At 70.5% G+C, this 16,048-nt stretch carries 16 protein-coding genes; 9 read left to right on the forward strand and 7 right to left on the reverse strand.

Translation table 11 applies throughout. The features are described from left to right. Positions 1–126: 126 nt before the first annotated feature. Complete coding sequence (locus KUM44_RS40155) at positions 127–537, forward strand: SsgA family sporulation/cell division regulator (protein ID WP_217214710.1); 411 nt, start codon at positions 127–129, stop codon at positions 535–537. A gap of 19 nt (positions 538–556) precedes the next feature. Here KUM44_RS40155 and KUM44_RS40160 read toward each other — a convergent pair whose 3' ends face one another. Next, positions 557–1,963, reverse strand: coding sequence for an FAD-binding oxidoreductase (locus tag KUM44_RS40160; protein ID WP_217214711.1), 1,407 nt, complete (start codon positions 1,961–1,963; stop codon positions 557–559). A 104-nt stretch (positions 1,964–2,067) separates the two neighbouring features. Here KUM44_RS40160 and KUM44_RS40165 point away from each other — a divergent pair, with 104 nt between their 5' ends. After that, positions 2,068–3,597 (forward strand): tetratricopeptide repeat protein, encoded by a 1,530-nt coding sequence (locus tag KUM44_RS40165; protein ID WP_217214712.1) that lies wholly within the window; start codon positions 2,068–2,070, stop codon positions 3,595–3,597. 130 nt (positions 3,598–3,727) lie between these two features. Here KUM44_RS40165 and hppD read toward each other — a convergent pair whose 3' ends face one another. Next, positions 3,728–4,873 (reverse strand): 4-hydroxyphenylpyruvate dioxygenase, encoded by a 1,146-nt coding sequence (hppD, locus tag KUM44_RS40170; RefSeq protein ID WP_217214713.1) that lies wholly within the window; start codon positions 4,871–4,873, stop codon positions 3,728–3,730. 126 nt (positions 4,874–4,999) lie between these two features. Here hppD and KUM44_RS40175 point away from each other — a divergent pair, with 126 nt between their 5' ends. From KUM44_RS40175 to KUM44_RS40205, 7 genes are all read left to right on the forward strand, one after another. Further along, complete coding sequence (locus tag KUM44_RS40175) at positions 5,000–5,476, forward strand: Lrp/AsnC family transcriptional regulator (RefSeq protein ID WP_217214761.1); 477 nt, start codon at positions 5,000–5,002, stop codon at positions 5,474–5,476. A 21-nt stretch (positions 5,477–5,497) separates the two neighbouring features. After that, entirely contained in the window at positions 5,498–6,145 is a 648-nt protein-coding gene (locus KUM44_RS40180) for an ABC transporter permease (protein WP_217214714.1), read from the forward strand. A gap of 31 nt (positions 6,146–6,176) precedes the next feature. Beyond that, entirely contained in the window at positions 6,177–7,448 is a 1,272-nt protein-coding gene (locus KUM44_RS40185; protein WP_217214762.1) for a betaine/proline/choline family ABC transporter ATP-binding protein, read from the forward strand. Positions 7,449–7,534: 86 nt separating this feature from the next. Next, positions 7,535–8,320: an ABC transporter permease gene (locus KUM44_RS40190; RefSeq protein ID WP_308402829.1), complete on the forward strand. Its 786-nt coding sequence runs from the start codon at positions 7,535–7,537 to the stop codon at positions 8,318–8,320. Then, positions 8,317–9,276, forward strand: a complete 960-nt coding sequence (locus tag KUM44_RS40195; protein WP_217214715.1) for a glycine betaine ABC transporter substrate-binding protein — start codon at positions 8,317–8,319, stop codon at positions 9,274–9,276. Before KUM44_RS40190 ends, KUM44_RS40195 begins: the two co-directional genes overlap by 4 nt. Before the next feature lie 56 nt (positions 9,277–9,332). Continuing rightward, entirely contained in the window at positions 9,333–9,917 is a 585-nt protein-coding gene (locus KUM44_RS40200) for a transcriptional regulator (protein ID WP_217214716.1), read from the forward strand. 13 nt (positions 9,918–9,930) lie between these two features. Then, complete coding sequence (locus tag KUM44_RS40205) at positions 9,931–10,116, forward strand: hypothetical protein (RefSeq protein ID WP_217214717.1); 186 nt, start codon at positions 9,931–9,933, stop codon at positions 10,114–10,116. A 198-nt stretch (positions 10,117–10,314) separates the two neighbouring features. Here the strand turns inward: KUM44_RS40205 and KUM44_RS40210 are convergent, their stop codons facing one another. The 5 genes from KUM44_RS40210 to KUM44_RS40230 form a co-directional block, all read right to left on the reverse strand. Next, the gene (locus KUM44_RS40210) at positions 10,315–11,106 is read right to left on the reverse strand and encodes a S16 family serine protease (protein ID WP_217214718.1); all 792 of its coding nucleotides are present in this window, start codon (positions 11,104–11,106) and stop codon (positions 10,315–10,317) included. A 66-nt stretch (positions 11,107–11,172) separates the two neighbouring features. Next, a complete protein-coding gene (gene menC / locus KUM44_RS40215; RefSeq protein WP_217214719.1) occupies positions 11,173–12,282 on the reverse strand; it encodes an o-succinylbenzoate synthase in 1,110 nt (369 codons plus the stop codon). After that, the gene (locus KUM44_RS40220; protein ID WP_217214720.1) at positions 12,279–13,052 is read right to left on the reverse strand and encodes a chorismate synthase; all 774 of its coding nucleotides are present in this window, start codon (positions 13,050–13,052) and stop codon (positions 12,279–12,281) included. Before KUM44_RS40220 ends, menC begins: the two co-directional genes overlap by 4 nt. A gap of 89 nt (positions 13,053–13,141) precedes the next feature. After that, positions 13,142–13,783 (reverse strand): IclR family transcriptional regulator, encoded by a 642-nt coding sequence (locus tag KUM44_RS40225; protein WP_062720968.1) that lies wholly within the window; start codon positions 13,781–13,783, stop codon positions 13,142–13,144. Positions 13,784–14,182: 399 nt separating this feature from the next. Then, positions 14,183–15,976, reverse strand: coding sequence for a DEAD/DEAH box helicase (locus KUM44_RS40230; protein ID WP_217214721.1), 1,794 nt, complete (start codon positions 15,974–15,976; stop codon positions 14,183–14,185). Positions 15,977–16,048 lie beyond the last annotated feature (72 nt).

The raw sequence follows: 16,048 nt of genomic DNA on the forward strand, positions 1-16,048 counted from the left end.
CGTCCGGGAACAGGGCCGGAAAAAAGTTCCGCGAACCCGCGTAATGATCCGTGCCCCCGGTCCCTCTCCACTCGTACGGGCCCGCCCACGCGGCCCGCACGCGTCACGAGAGAGGACACGTACGTCATGCATCAGACCGTAGAGCGCGAGCTGGAGCTGCGGCTCATCCTGTCGCCGGAGCGGCGCATCCCCGTGCCGGCCCTGCTGAGCTATCACAGTGACGATCCGTACGCCGTGCACATCGCCTTTCACATCAACTCCGATCACCCGGTGCACTGGACCTTCTCCCGCGATCTGCTCGTGGAGGGGGTGTTCCGGCCGAGTGGGCACGGGGACGTGCGGGTGTGGCCGACGAAGGTGGACGGGCGCAGCCTGGTGCTCATGGGGCTGAGCTCGCCCGACGGGGACGCTCTGCTGGAGGCGCCGGCGGCGCAGGTGTCGGCCTGGCTGGAGCGGACGTTGCGGCTGGTGCCGCCGGGGGCCGAGGGCGAGCAGCTGGGGATCGACGACGCGCTCGACCAACTGCTCGCCAGGTGAGCCGTATCGAAGGGACGGATCAGAACAGCTTGCCCGGGTTCAGAATGCCCAGCGGGTCGAAGACCTGTTTGATGCCGCGCTGCAACTCGATCCCGACCGGGCCGATCTCGCGCGCCAGCCACTCCTTCTTCAGGACGCCCACGCCGTGCTCACCGGTGATCGTGCCGCCGAGTTCCAGGCCGAGCGCCATGATCTCGTCGAAGGACTCGCGGGCGCGCCGGGACTCGTCGGCGTCGGTCGCGTCGAAGCAGACGGTGGGGTGCGTGTTGCCGTCACCGGCGTGGGCGACGACGCCGATGGTGAGCTGGTGCTTGTCGGCGATCCGCTCCACGCCCTCGATCAGGTCGGCGAGCCGGGAGCGGGGCACGCACACGTCGTCGATCATCGTCACGCCCCGCACCGCCTCCAGTGCAGTGAGGGACAACCGCCTTGCCTGGAGCAGGAGTTCGGACTCGGCCGCGTCGTCCGCCGGGACCACCTGGGTGGCACCGGCCGCCTCGCACAGCGCGCCGACGGCCGCGAGGTCGGGGCCGGGGTCCGGGGTGTCGAAGGCGGCCAGGAGGAGGGCCTCGGTCGTCTCCGGCAGCCCCATGTTCGCGATGTCGTTGACCGCCTTGACCGTCGTACGGTCCATCAGTTCCAGCAACGACGGGACATGCCCGCCTTCCATGATCCGGCACACCGCGTCGCACGCGGCCGCCGCGGTCGCGAACTCGGCGGCGAGCACCAGCTGCTGCGGCGGCTGCGGCTTCAGCGCCAGGACGGCCCGTACGACGATGCCGAGCGAGCCCTCGGAGCCGACGAAGAGGCGGGTCATGTCGTACCCGGCGACGCCCTTGGCGGTACGGCGGCCCGTGGACATCAGGCGCCCGTCGGCGAGGACGACGTCCAGGCCGAGGACGTACTCCGCCGTCACCCCGTACTTCACACAGCACAGGCCGCCGGAGGCCGTGCCGATGTTGCCGCCGATCGTGCACATCTCCCAGCTGGAGGGGTCCGGCGGGTAGTACAGGCCGAGTTCGCCGACCGCGCGGGAGAGGGTGGCGTTGATGACACCGGGCTCGACGACGGCGATGCGGTCGACGGGGTTGATCTCCAGGATCCGGTCCATCTTGGTCAGGGACAGCACGATGCAGCCGTCGGAGGCGTTGGCCCCGCCCGACAGGCCCGTGCGGGCGCCCTGCGGGACGACCGGGACGCGCAGCTCGGTGGCGGTGCGCATGACGTGCTGGACCTCTTCGACCGTGCGCGGCAGCACGACCACGGCGGGGGCGCCGGCCGGGCAGAAGCTGGCCATGTCGTTGGCGTAGGAGGCCGTGATGTCGGGGTCGGTGAGGACGGCCTCGACAGGCAGACCCGCGAGCAGCCGCTCGGTGAGGTCACCCCGGGCCTGGTCGGGTGCGGCTTCGATACGGCTCATGATCACAGCGTGACACCCGGGGGCCATCGGTGTGAACCCCATGTACGGCAGCCGGGGTCGGACGGGTGTGGTCGTCGTATTGACGCAGGGTTTCACGCACAGTGATCGCCATGGAGAACAGCGCCCCGAAGAAGGCCGGGTCGGACAACGACGGCTCTGAGAACGCCGGGTCCGAGAAGGCCGGCTCAGAGAAGGCCGGCTCTGCGAACGACGCCTCGAAGGACCGGCAGGGCACGCCCGGCCGCCGCCCGCGCAACCGGGGGCGCGTGCTGATCGCCGCCGTGGCGGGGTGTGCCGTGCTCGGCGGGGTGCTGACGCTGTTGCCGTGGGGGCCCAGCGGGACACGGGCGGCTCCGCCGGCACCGGGGGCGCAAGCGCTGACCGCCGTCACCACGGGGGTGACCGCCGCGCTGCCCGATCTGGCGGTGCTGATCGACGAGCGCGAGGCTCACCTGCGGACGCATCCCAAGGACGCCCGGGCGTGGGCGGTGCTGGGGGCGGCGTATGTGGAACAGGGCCGGCGGACCGCGGAGCCGGCGAACTACCCGAAGGCCGAGAAGGCACTGCGGGCGTCGCTGCGGGTGCGCGAGCGCAACGCCGAGGCGCTGGACGGCATGGCGGCGCTGGCGAACGCCCGGCGGGACTTCCACGCGGCGCGCACGTGGAGCGAGGCGGCGCTGAAAGTGGACCGGAAGCGGTGGACGACGTATCCGCTGCTGATCGAGGCGCAGACGGGGATGGGTGACTACAAGGCCGCCAAGCGGACCCTGGACCGGCTGCTGAAGCTGCGCTCGGGACCGGCGGTGCAGGCCCGGGCGGCGGCCCTCTACCGGGACCGGGGCTGGCGGGAGGACGCGGCGGCGGCCCTCTCCGACGCGGCGGCGGCCACCGAGGCCCCGGCCGAGCGGGCGGCGTATCTCGAACAGGCCGGGCAACTCGCCTGGGAACGCGGCGACCTGGAGGTGGCCCTGCGCCACTTCCAGGAGGCGGTACGCCTCGACCCCGACCAGCGGGCCGCGCTCGCCGGGCAGGGTCGGACCCTGGCGGCACTGGGCCGCTCGACGGAGGCGCTGAACGCGTACCGGGTCGCCCTCGCCAAGCAGCCGCTGCCCGAATACGCCCTGGAGCTGGGCGAGTTGTACGAGTCGCTGGGCCTGGGCCAGGCGGCACGCGTGCAGTACGACCTGCTGCGCGAGCGGGCGGCGCGGGCCGCGGCCGGCGGGGTCGACGAGGAGTTGGTGCTTGGCCGCTTCGAGGCGGACCACGGCGACACGGAGATGGCCGTACGACGGCTCAGGGTCGAGTGGCGCCGGCAGCCGGGGATCGCGGTGGCCGACGCGCTGGGCTGGGCGCTGCACCGGGCCGGGGAGGACAAGGAGGCGCTGAAGTTCGCCCGGCGTGCGACCGACCGGCAGAAGGGGGGCGGGGTGCGCAGCGCGCTGTACGCCTATCACCTGGGGATGATCGAGCGGTCGCTGGAGATGACGGGGCCCGCGCGACGGCATCTGGAGGAGGCGCTGCGGATCAATCCGCACTTCTCGCCGACGCGGGTGCCGCTGGCGGAGGCGGCGTTGGAGGAGCTCGGGGAGCCGTCGGTGGAGGACGTACCGGACATGGACGCCAAGCCGCGCCGGAAGTGACCTTCGGCGGCCTTCTTCCACGGCCGTCGCTCGGACGGCACGGACAGATCGAACCGGTCCTCCACCGACGTCCCCCTGGTCGTGCGGGTGCCCCGTGACACCCGCACGACCGGACAGGCTCAACCAGCCGTCACAGGTTCCCGCGCTTGGCCTGCTCCCGCTCGATCGCCTCGAACAGGGCCTTGAAGTTGCCCTTGCCGAAGCCCATGGAGCCGTGGCGTTCGATGATCTCGAAGAAGACCGTCGGACGGTCCTGGACCGGCTTGGTGAAGATTTGCAGCAGATAGCCGTCCTCGTCGCGGTCGGCGAGGATCTTCAGCTCGCGCAGGGTCTCGACGGGGACGCGGGTGTCGCCGACCCACTCGCCGAGGGTGTCGTAGTACGAGTCCGGGGTGTCGAGGAACTGGACGCCGGCCGCGCGCATCGTGCGGACCGTCGCCACGATGTCGTTCGTGTTCAGCGCGATGTGCTGGACACCGGCGCCGCCGTAGAACTCCAGGTACTCGTCGATCTGGGACTTCTTCTTGGCGATGGCGGGCTCGTTGATCGGGAACTTGACCTTGAGCGTGCCGTCGGCCACGACCTTCGACATCAGCGCGCTGTACTCGGTCGCGATGTCGTCGCCCACGAACTCCTTCATGTTCGTGAAGCCCATGACCTTGTTGTAGAAGCCGACCCATTCGTTCATCCGGCCGAGCTCGACGTTGCCGACGCAGTGGTCGATGGCCTGGAAGGTGCGCTGGGCGGGCGGTTCGACCATCGGCTGCGCGGCGACGTAGCCGGGCAGGTAGGGGCCGTCGTAGCCGGTGCGCTCGACGAGGGTGTGGCGGGTCTCGCCGTACGTCGCGATGGCGGCCAGGACGACGGTGCCGTGCTCGTCCTTCAGCTCGTACGGCTCGGAGACGGACGTGGCGCCGTGCTCCAGCGCGTACGCGTACGCCCGGCGCGCGTCCGGGACCTCGATGGCGAGGTCGACGACTCCGTCGCCGTGCTCGGCCACGTGCTGGGCGAGGAAGTGGCCCCAGGTGGTGGCGGGCTTGATGACGGAGGTGAGGACGAAGCGGGCAGAGCCGTTCTCCAGCACGTAGCTCGCCGTCTCGCGGCTGCCGTTCTCCGGTCCGGAGTACGCCACGAGGCGCATGCCGAAGGCGGTCGAGTAGTAGTGCGCCGCCTGCTTGGCGTTGCCCACGGCGAAGACGACCGCGTCCATTCCCTTGACCGGGAAGGGGTCGGCCTGCCGGGCGGTGTCGGGAGTGTGGTGTGTGGTCTGCGTCATAGGCGCAGCCTCACTCCGATACGGCAAGGTGCGCAATAGTTTGGTTTCCGGCTGGGCAATCTGCTCAGTGACCGACCCGCTTCGGCGGGCTTTCTGTACAGGATGACCACCCACCCGGGGGCTGCTGTGGCGATCGATCATCTGGACGGGCGGATCATCGTGCTGCTGGCGCGGGAGCCGCGGATCGGGGTGCTGGAGATGTCCCGGCGACTGGGGGTGGCCCGCGGGACCGTGCAGGCGCGGCTGGACCGGCTTCAGTCGAACGGAGTCATCCGCGGGTTCGGTCCCGAGGTGGATCCGGCCGCGCTCGGGTATCCGGTCACCGCCTTCGCCACGCTTCAGATCCGGCAGGGGCAAGGGGCCGACGTACGGGCGCACTTGGCGACCGTGCCGGAGGTGCTGGAGCTGCACACCACCACCGGGACCGGGGACATGATGTGCCGTCTCGTGGCGCGTTCCAACGCCGATCTCCAGCGTGTGATCGACCGGGTTGTCGGTTTCGATGGGATCGTCCGGGCCTCCACCGCGATCGTGATGGAGAACCCCGTTCCGCTGCGGATCATCCCGTTGGTGGAGCAGGCGGCGGAGGACCCGGAGAGGTAGCCGACCCCGGGTGGTGCGCTTGTGAGCTTCTGGGAGTACCTGGGCAACCGCCACCAGCAGCTGTTCACCGACGCCCTACAGCACGCCAGCGCGGTCTTCCAGTGCATGGTGGTGGCGACCCTGCTCGGGGTGCTCATCGGTGTGGTCACCTATCGCAGCGAGTGGGCCGGCAATTTCGCCACCCTGTCCACCTCGGGCATCCTGACCATTCCGTCGCTCGCCATGATCGGTCTGCTCATCCCGATCGTGGGGCTGGGCGTACCGCCCACGGTGATCGCTCTGACCCTGTACGGCCTGCTGCCGATCGTGCGCAACGCGATCGTCGGGCTGCGCGGCGTCGACCCGGCGCTGGTGGACGCGGCCCGGGGCATCGGGATGTCCCGGCTCGCGCAGTTGCTGCGGGTGGAGCTGCCGCTGGCCTGGCCGCCGATCCTGACCGGGATCCGGGTCTCGACGCAGATGCTGATGGGCATCGCGGCCATCGCGGCGTACGCGTCGGGACCCGGGCTCGGCAACGTGATCTTCCGCGGCCTGGCCTCGCTGGGCAGCGCGAACGCGCTCAACCAGGTGCTCGCGGGGACGCTCGGGATCATCGTCCTGGCCCTGCTGTTCGACGCCGCGTACGTCCTGATCGGGCGGCTGACCATTCCCAGGGGGATCCGTGTCTGAGTACGGCAGCACCGCCGACGCCCCCGCCGACATCCCCGCCGGCACCCCCTCCGACGCTCCGCCCGACGCCACCGGTGAGCATCACGGCGCCTCCATCGAGCTGGAGAACCTGACCAAGCGGTATCCGGGCAGCCCGCAGCCGGCCGTGGACAACGTGAACATGGAGATCAAGGCGGGCGAGGTGGTCATCTTCGTCGGCCCTTCCGGGTGCGGAAAGTCGACGACGCTCAAGATGATCAACCGGCTGATCGAACCGACCGGTGGCCGTATCCGCATCGGCGGCGAGGACGTCACCGACATCGACCCGGTGAAGCTGCGTCGCAAGGTCGGCTACGCGATCCAGTCCGCCGGCCTCTTCCCGCACATGACGGTCGCCCAGAACATCGCGCTGGTGCCGAAGATGATCGGCTGGCCGAAGGCGCGGATCCGGGACCGGGTCGAGGAGCTGCTGGACCTGGTCGGCCTCGATCCCGGGGAGTTCCACGGCCGCTATCCACGTCAGCTCTCCGGTGGCCAGCAGCAACGGGTGGGGGTGGCGAGGGCGCTGGCCGCCGATCCGCCCGTCCTGCTGATGGACGAGCCGTTCGGGGCGGTCGACCCGATCACCCGTGATCATCTCCAGGACGAGTTGATCAGGCTCCAGCACGAGCTGCACAAGACGATCGTCTTCGTCACGCACGACTTCGACGAGGCGATCAAGCTCGGTGACCGTATCGCCGTTCTGCGCGAACGGTCCCACATCGCTCAGTTCGACACCCCCGAGGCGATCCTCACCAACCCGGCGGACGACTTCGTGTCCGGGTTCGTGGGCGCAGGGGCGGCGCTGAAGCGGCTGAACCTGACCCGCGTGCGGGATGTGGAGATCACCGACTACCCGACGGTGACCGTCGACGACCCGCTCCAGGAGATCTTCAACCGGCTCCGGTCCAGCGGCACCAACGAGATCCTGCTGCTGGACAAGCGCCGGCGGCCGTACAAGTGGCTGCGGCGCGGTGACCTGATGCGGGCCAGGGGTTCACTCGCCCGGGCCGGGACGCTGGTCACCGACACGGTGACGCGGGACGCCACGCTGCGGGACGCCCTGGAGGCGGTCCTCACCGACAACGCGGGGCGGGTCGCGGTGACCGGGCGGCGCGGTGAGTACACGGGCGTCGTCGACATGGAGACGCTGATCAACTCGGTGCACGAGCTGCTGGAGGCGGACCGTCTTGAGGCGCTGGAGGCCCAGCACGACCTGGAGGAGACACGGGCCGACCTGACGCACGCCGAGCAGGAGGGCGACGGAGGGGAGAGGAAGGCGTGAGCAGCCCCGAGGCTCCGAGGACCGGGACGGCGACGCCGGAGGAGACCGACACGGCCGACGTGACCGACGTGACCGACGTGACCGGTGTGACCGACGCGCCCTCCGCCGCCTCCTCCCCCACCGCCGCGAAGCCCCCGCGCCGGAAGGTGAGCTGGCAGAAGCTCACCTTCGTGCCGGCCCTGCTGGTGGCGATGCTGCTGGCGACCTGGCTGTGGTTCCAGCAGGCCGACCTGGACGCGGTCTCCGAGAACGCGCTGTCGAACGGCCAGGTCTCCAAGGCGTTGTGGCAGCACGTAGAACTCACGGTGATCTCCACGTTCTTCGTGCTGATCATCGCGATCCCGCTGGGGATCCTGCTCACCCGACGGGCGTTCCGGAAGGCGACCCCGGTGGCCATGGCGTTCGCCAACATGGGCCAGGCGACCCCCGCGATCGGCCTCCTCGCACTGCTGGTGATCTGGCTCGGCATCGGCCGGAAAGCCGCCCTGATCGGCATGATCGCCTACGCCGTCCTACCCGTGCTGTCCAACACGATCGCGGGCCTGAAGGCGAACGATCCGACGCTGCTGGAGGCGGCGCGCGGCATCGGCATGTCCCCGACGGGCGTGCTGACCCGGGTGGAGCTGCCCCTCGCGGTCCCGCTGATCCTGGCGGGCGTCCGCACGGCCCTGGTCCTCAACGTCGGTACGGCCACCCTGGCGGTCTTCGGCGGGGGCGGCGGCCTGGGCGTGCTGATCACGGCCGGCATCACCAACCAGCGCATGCCGGTGCTGGTGCTGGGCTCGATCCTCACGGTCGCCCTCGCCCTGCTGGTGGACTGGCTGGCGTCGCTGGCGGAAGTGCTGCTGCGGCCACGGGGGTTGGGGACATGAGGCGCCGGACGCGCGTATTCCTGGCGGTGGCACTCCTGGCGCCCTCGGGGTGCGGTCTGACCAGCGGCTCCCCCATGGTCGACGACGTACGGCCCGGCTCGATCGGGCGGGGCGAGCCGTTGAAGGGGGCCGAGCTGACGGTGACGTCGAAGTCGTTCACCGAGCAGCTGATCCTCGGCGCGATCATGGGCATCGCCTTCGAGGCGGCCGGCGCGGAGGTGCTCGACCGCACCGGCATCCAGGGTTCCATCGGCAGCCGGGAGGCGGTGCGGAAGGGGGAGGCCGACGCCGGGTACGAGTACACGGGCACGGCCTGGATCACGTACCTGGGCCGCAGCGAGCCGATCCCCGACCCGCGCGCGCAGTGGGAGGCGGTGCGGAAGGAGGACGCGAGGAACGGGGTGACCTGGCTGGAGCCCTCCGCCCTGAACAACACCTACGCCCTGGCGATGAACCAGGCCAACCACCGGAAGTACCGCACGAACACCCTGTCCGAGGTCGCCGCGCTGTCGAAGTCGGACCCCGGTGCGGTGACCCTGTGCGTCGAGGTCGAGTTCGCCAACCGCGCGGACGGGCTGCCGGGCATGGCGAAGGCGTACGGCATGGACCTGCCGACGAGGAACATCACCCAGATGGACACCGGGATCATCTACACCCAGGTCGCGAAGGGAAGTTGTGTCTACGGCGAGGTCTTCACGACGGACGGCCGCATCAAGTCGATGAACCTCGTGGTCATGGAGGACGACAAGAAGTTCTTCCCCAACTACAACGCCGCCCCCATGATCAACACCAGGACTCTCGAGGAGTGGCCGGCCATCCCGGAGGTCCTCGACCCGATCAGCAAGAAGCTGAACAACTCCGTGGCGCAGGACCTGAACGCGAAGGTGGACGTGGACGGGGAGGATCCGCATCAGGTGGCGTTGGACTGGATGAAGGAGGAGGGGTTCGTGAAGTAGGGGGACTTACAAAGAAGTTGTTGCAAAGAACCCTTTGCAACGCTACCTTTGCATGCATGGCGAACCCCGACCAGCCCAAGGTTCACGACCTCGACGCCCGGTCCCTGCGCGGACTGGCTCATCCCCTACGCATGCAGCTGCTCGACGCCCTGCGCATCGGCGGACCGGCCACCGCCTCCCAACTCGCCGGGAAACTGGGCGAGTCCAGCGGAGCCACCAGCTACCACCTGCGACAGCTGGCGGCGCACGGATTCGTCGAGGACGACCCCGGGCGGGGCAAGGGGCGGGAGCGGTGGTGGAAGGCGGCGGTGCAGGGACTGCGATTCGACGACGCCCTTCTGCGCGACCCGAGTCCCGACGTGCGCGGCGCCGCCGACCTGTATCTCCACGAGGTCGCCACCCAGCAGACCCGGGAGCTGTCTACCTGGCTCGGCACCCGTGAGGAGTGGTCGGACGCCTGGAACCGCAGCATGGACATGAGCAGCATGACGCTCCGCCTGACGCCGCAGCTCGCGACCGAACTTGCGCACAAGATGCACGAGTTGGTCGACAGCTACCGCGACCGGCCCGGCGTCGAGGACGCCCCCGAGGCGAGCACCGTTCGCGTACAGACCCGCACCTTCCCCCTCAGCACGGACTGAAAGGCAGCAGCCGATGCAGCACCCCGAGACCCACCTCGCCCTGCACCACGCCCGCGCCGCCGACCTCCACGCCGAAGCGCGTATGCACGCCCTCGCGGTTCAGGCCACACCCGCCCGGGATCTGCGGACGAGGGTGGGCTGGACGCTCATGGAAGTGGGTCTGCGGCTCGCCACCACGAAGCCGGCGTTAAACCCCTAGGCCGGACACGGTCTAAGCCCTGTCGTTTGGATCAGCCCGGCTGTGAGGCGCGGCTCCTTTCAGCCGACCCGAGCGGGGCCTGGTGCGTGCAGCTGCAAGGCGGAGGAGGGCGCCAACGCGGAGCGTTGGCAACCGACGACAACGCCGCAGATGCGCGTGCCAGGCCCCGCGACGCCGGGGTGATCCAAACGACAGGGCCTAGCAGCTGGGGACGGAGCCCTTCCCGCTGTCCAGGGCCTCCAGTGCGTTCACCGCGCCCTTCAGTGTGGTCACCGGGATGAGGCGCAGGCCCTTCGGGAGTTCCGCCTTCGCGTCGGAGCACTCTGCCTTCGGGACGAGGAAGACCGTCGCCCCGTCGCGCTTGGCCGCCTGGGTCTTGAGGGAGACGCCGCCGACCGCGCCGACCTTGCCGGCGACGTCGATCGTGCCGGTGCCGGCGATGGTGCGGCCGCCGGTGAGGTCGCCGTCGGCGCCGTCGCCGTTCAGCTTGTCGATGATGCCGAGGGAGAAGAGGAGGCCGGCGCTGGGGCCGCCCACGTCCGCGAGGGTGAGGGTGACCTCGATGTTCTTGTCGTTCAGGTCCAGGTAGTTCAGCGCGGCCTCGGTCGCGGCGTCCTGGGACTGCTTCATCTGCTCGGTGTTGTACTGCTCGATCTCCCGGGTGCTCTGCCCGCTCGGATACACCGAGTCACGCGGCATGACCGCCTCGTCCGTGCGGAACCAGGCGTCGATCACATCGCCCAGCCGCACATCCGTGTCCGGGGAGGTCGCCTCGATGGTCGTCATGCGCAGCTCACCGCTCGTGTCCCGGGTCGGCGCGCCGGAGATCGTGATCACCGGCTCGCCCTTGTTCTCGCCCAGGACGTCCGCCGTCAGGCCGGGCTGCGTCAGCGAGAACGGCAGTGGCGCGAAGGCCGCCGTGGCGAGCAGGGCCACGACCGGCAGGGCGCAGACGGCGACGGCCCGGGGGCGCGTGAGACGAGAGAACACGGGATCAATCTAACGTGGCGACGGAATCCGGCCGGGTGCAGGTCGGAGCTGCCCAGGATGCCCCGTTCAGATCACGTACAGGTCTCGGCGTTCCTCGGTGAAGCGCCGCAGCGCCTCCGGCAGCGGCTCCACCCCGATGCCCGGTGACCGCGGAACCGGAAGGTGGCCGTCCACCAGCACGAACGGCTCCGTGATGTCCTCGGCGAAGTAGCGGCCGGACGCCGAGGTGTCCCCGGGCAGTGTGAAACCGGGCAGGGCAGCCAGCACCAGGTTGGGCGCACGCCCGATGCCCGTCTCCAGCATGCCCCCGCACCACACCGGCACCCCGTGCGCGTAGGCCACGTCATGGACCCGCCGCGCCTCCAGGTATCCCCCGACCCGCGCGGGCTTGACGTTCACGACCCGGCACGCGTCCATCGCGATGGCGGACGCGGTGTCACGGGCGTTGTGCAGGGATTCGTCCAGGCAGACGGGGGTCGCGATGCGCTGCTGAAGGCGGGCGTGGGCGTACAGGTCGTTCTCGTTCAACGGCTCTTCGATCAGCAGCAGCCCGAACTCGTCCAGGCGCCGCAGATGCTCGGCGTCCGCGAGGGTGTACGCCGTGTTCGCGTCGACCTGGAGCGGCAGGTCCCTTCCGAAGCGGTCCCGCACGGCCCGTACGGGTTCGAGGTCCCAGCCGGGTTCGATCTTCAGCTTGATCCGCACATACCCGTCGGCGAGATAGCCCTCGACGGCGTCCAGCAGCTCGGCGATCGTCCGGTGGATCCCGACCGACACCCCCGCCGGCACCCGCTCCCGCACCGCCCCGAGATACGTGGCCAGCGGCATCCCGTACGACCGCAGCTCCGCGTCGAGTACGGCCGTCTCCAGCGCCGCCTTCGCCAGCTCGTGCCCCTTGATCCCGGCCATCGCGGGCGCGAGGTGGGCGGCGGCGAGCACGGGGAGCGCGGCGGCGCGCGGCAGCAGGAAGTCGCGCAGGACGATCTCCGCGCCGGCCACGAACTCCGAGCAGTACAGCGGCTCGGGGTCGCCCGCGAACTCCGACCAGCCCTCGGCGGTGTCCGTGACGACGTGCAGCAGGAAGGTGTCCTTCGCCGTCATCGTGCCGAACGACGTACGGAAGGGGGTGACCAGCGGGATCGCGACGTGGACGAGCTCGACGCGTTCGAGTTTCACGAGGCGGCCTCCCGCCGGGTCAGCGTGTACCAGCCGTCCCGGGACATACCCGTCGCGAGGAAACCGTCGGCGAACGCCTTCGTGAACACGTCCCGCACCGCCCGCCGCCAGCGCAGCGCCAGCTCGGGGTCGGCGGCCCGCAGCGCCACGATGTCGTCCGGCACCCGGCACCAGACGTACCGGTCGGAGAGGTCGCGGCGGGCGAGGGGGCCGCCATCGGGGGCCGCGTGGGTGGTGGGCGCCGCTTCTCGCTCACCGGGCCGGCCGTCGTCCTCGTCACGCTCCGGCTCGATCAGGTCCCAGGTCACCGCCAGCCGGTCGGTCTCGTCGCCGTCGTTCACGCCGTCCGCCATGGGGCCGTAGAAGTCGACGAGGTACTCGGTGCCGGCCGCGCCGAGTTTGACGAAGTTGAACCGCGCGTTGCGGCCGACCAGCGGATCGAAGGTCCAGCGCATGGTGCGCGCCCCCAGCTCCACCGCCCACGCGCGCTGCGCCTCCTTGAGCCGCACCCCGAGCCCCCGCTCGGCGGCGGCCAGCACGGAGTACGCCTCTCTCGACACCGGCGGCCCGAACACGGCCACACAGGCACCGGCGAGCCGCTCCCCGTCCCACGCGGCGTGCACCGCCCCGCCCGCGTGGGCGATGCTGTGCAGCGTCTCGGGCAGTAAGGGCGGCGCGCTGCGGGGCGTCCGCCATACGTCGCTGAAGTAGTCGGCGACCGCGGCGAACCCGGCGACGTCGTGAACGGTACGGATGCTGAGTGAGGTCATGTACCGAGTGTCGGAGCCGGTGACCGCCCTGCCTAGGGTGCCTCGGGCCCGCCGTACCGACGCCGGACGCCGCCCGCCCGTACCCCGCCTCAGCGCAACGCCTCCGCCACCTCCCGTGCCGCGTCCACGACCCGCGGCCCCACCCGCTCCGGCACCGCGTCGGCCAGCATCACCACTCCCACACTGCCCTCGACGCCGGTGACCCCGATGAGCGGCGCGGCGGCCCCACTCGCTCCCGCCTCCAGCTCCCCGTGGGTCAGGGTGTATCCGGGGTCGTCCAGCGGCTGCTGCCGGGCGGCGAGGATGGCCCGGCCCGCGGCACCGCGGTCCAGGGGGTGCCGGAAACCGGCCCGGTAGGCCACGTGATAGTCCGTCCAGGTCGGTTCGACCACGGCGACCGCCAACGCCTCCGTGCCGTCCACCAGTGTCAGATGGGCCGTGGCCCCTATGTCCTCGGCGAGCGAGCGCAGCGCGGGCAGCGCGGCCTCCCGTACCAGCGGGTGCACCTGGCGGCCAAGGCGCAGCACGCCGAGCCCGACCCGGGCGCGGCCGCCCAGGTCGCGGCGTACGAGTGCGTGCTGTTCCAGCGTGGCGAGCAGCCGGTACACAACGGTCCGGTTCACGCCCAGTTTGTTGGATAGCTCGGTGACGGTCAGCCCGTGGTCCGTGTCGGCCAGCAGCTTGAGGACGCGCAGTCCCCGGTCGAGCGTCTGAGAGGTCTCCGCGGTCACGACGCCCACTCCTTAGTGGTGAGGTCGGCAGCCCCCTCGCGGCGGATGCGTCACCGAGTCCCGTCAGTGACGCGCTTCAGAGGCCGCCGATCGGCCCGCGGCCCGGGCTGTCCCGGACCGCGTCGCTTCACGGCTGCGCTCCGCGGCGGCGCTGCCACGGGGCGTGTGCGTAGCGGGACATTAGCGAAGCCGGTTCGCTGAGCGGAAGGCTCCGTCCAGAATCCGGTCAGCGCCGGGTACGGAGCACGCCGGTATGCCCGGAAAGGCACGGGCCGTGGAGCGCCCCGAAGGGGCGCGGAGCGCCTTTCAGGGCGCGGGGCTGTGTCGACATGCGCCTCCGCCGCGTGGGCGCGACCAGCCCCACCGGCCCGGCAGCCGACATACGGCCTGCCGAACCACTCACCTCATGCGCGTGGCCCACTCCTGCACCTTGGCGATGCGCTGCCGCAACTGCCCCGCCGTCGCCTCCGCACTCGGCGGCCCGCCGCACACCCGCCGCAGCTCGGTGTGGATCACCCCGTGCGGCTTGCCGCTCTGGTGGACGTACGCGCTGACCATCGTGTTGAGCTGCTTGCGGAGCTCCATCATCTCCTTGTGCGAGACGACGGGCCGTCGCTCGGCGGGCAGCTCCAGCAGGTCGGCCTCGGAATCCGGCTTCTTACGGCTGTGCGCGATCTGCCGGGCCTGCCTCTTCTGGAGGAGCAGCTGAACCTGATCGGGCTCCAGCAGCCCGGGGATCCCGAGGTAGTCCTGCTCCTCCTCGCTCCCCGGGTGGGCCTGCATGCCGAACTCGGCACCGTCGTAGAGCACGCGGTCGAAGACGGCCTCGGACTCCAGCGCCTCGAAGGAGAACTGCTCCTGCTCGCCGGTGTCCTCGTCCTGCTCCTTGTTCGCCTCCTCCATCTCCTTCTCGGACTCGGCGTAAGGGTCCTCCTCGCCCTCCTTCTTCGGCTTGTCGAGGGCGTGGTCGCGCTCGACCTCCATCTCGTTGGCGAAGGTGAGGAGATCGGGGACGGTCGGCAGGAAGACGGAGGCGGTCTCACCGCGCCGGCGCGACCGTACGAAACGTCCGACGGCCTGCGCGAAGAAGAGCGGGGTGGAGATGGTGGTGGCGTACACGCCCACCGCGAGCCGAGGCACGTCGACGCCCTCGGACACCATCCGCACGGCGACCATCCACCGGTCGTTGCTGCCGCTGAAGTCGTCGATCCGCTTGGACGCGCCCGCGTCGTCGGAGAGGACGAGGGTGGCCCTGGTGCCGGTGATCTCGCGGATGAGCTTGGCGTAGGCGCGGGCGGAGTCCTGGTCGGAGGCGATGACGAGGGCGCCGGCGTCCGGGATGCCCTTCCTGACCTCGGTCAGCCGCTGGTCGGCGGCGCGCAGCACGCTCGGCATCCACTCACCGCGCGGATCGAGGGCGGTACGCCAGGCCTGGCTGACCGCGTCCTTGGTCATCGGCTCACCGAGCCGGGCGGCGATCTCGTCACCCGCCTTGGTCCGCCAGCGCATGTTGCCGCTGTAGGAGAGGAAGATGACGGGCCGCACGACATGGTCGGCGAGCGCGTTGCCGTAGCCGTAGGTGTAGTCGGCGGCGGACCGCCGGATTCCGTCGTTCCCCTCCTCGTACGTGACGAAGGGGATGGGGTTGGTGTCCGACCGGAAGGGCGTACCGGTGAGCGCGAGCCGGCGCGTGGCGGGCTCGAAGGCTTCGAGACAGGCCTCGCCCCAGGACTTGCTGTCACCCGCGTGATGGATCTCGTCGAGGATCACGAGGGTCTTGCGCTGTTCGACCCGGTTCCGGTGGAGCATGGGCCGCACACCGACACCGGCGTACGTCACGGCGACGCCGTGGTAGTCCTTGCCGAGCGGCCCCGCGCTGTACTCGGGATCGAGCTTGATGCCTATCCGCGCGGCGGCCTCGGCCCACTGCTTCTTCAGATGCTCGGTCGGCGCGACCACGGTCACCTGCTGCACGACATGGTGGTGCAACAGCCAGGACGCGAGCGTCAGGGCGAACGTCGTCTTGCCGGCGCCGGGCGTGGCGACCGCGAGGAAGTCACGCGGCTGCTCCTGGATGTACTTCTCCATCGCCCCCTGCTGCCAGGCACGCAGCTTGCTGGCGGTGCCCCAGGGGGCACGGCCGGGGAAGGCGGGGGACAGGTGGTGGGAGGAGGAGGCGGCGGTGGTAGTCACGGTCTCCGTAAGGGGTCAGGGCTCGGCTACGTATGACAACCGGGCCACCCTACCGGCGGCCCGGTTGTGCCA

The sequence above is a fragment of the Streptomyces sp. AC550_RSS872 genome (assembly GCF_019049285.1).
Lineage (GTDB): Bacteria > Actinomycetota > Actinomycetes > Streptomycetales > Streptomycetaceae > Streptomyces.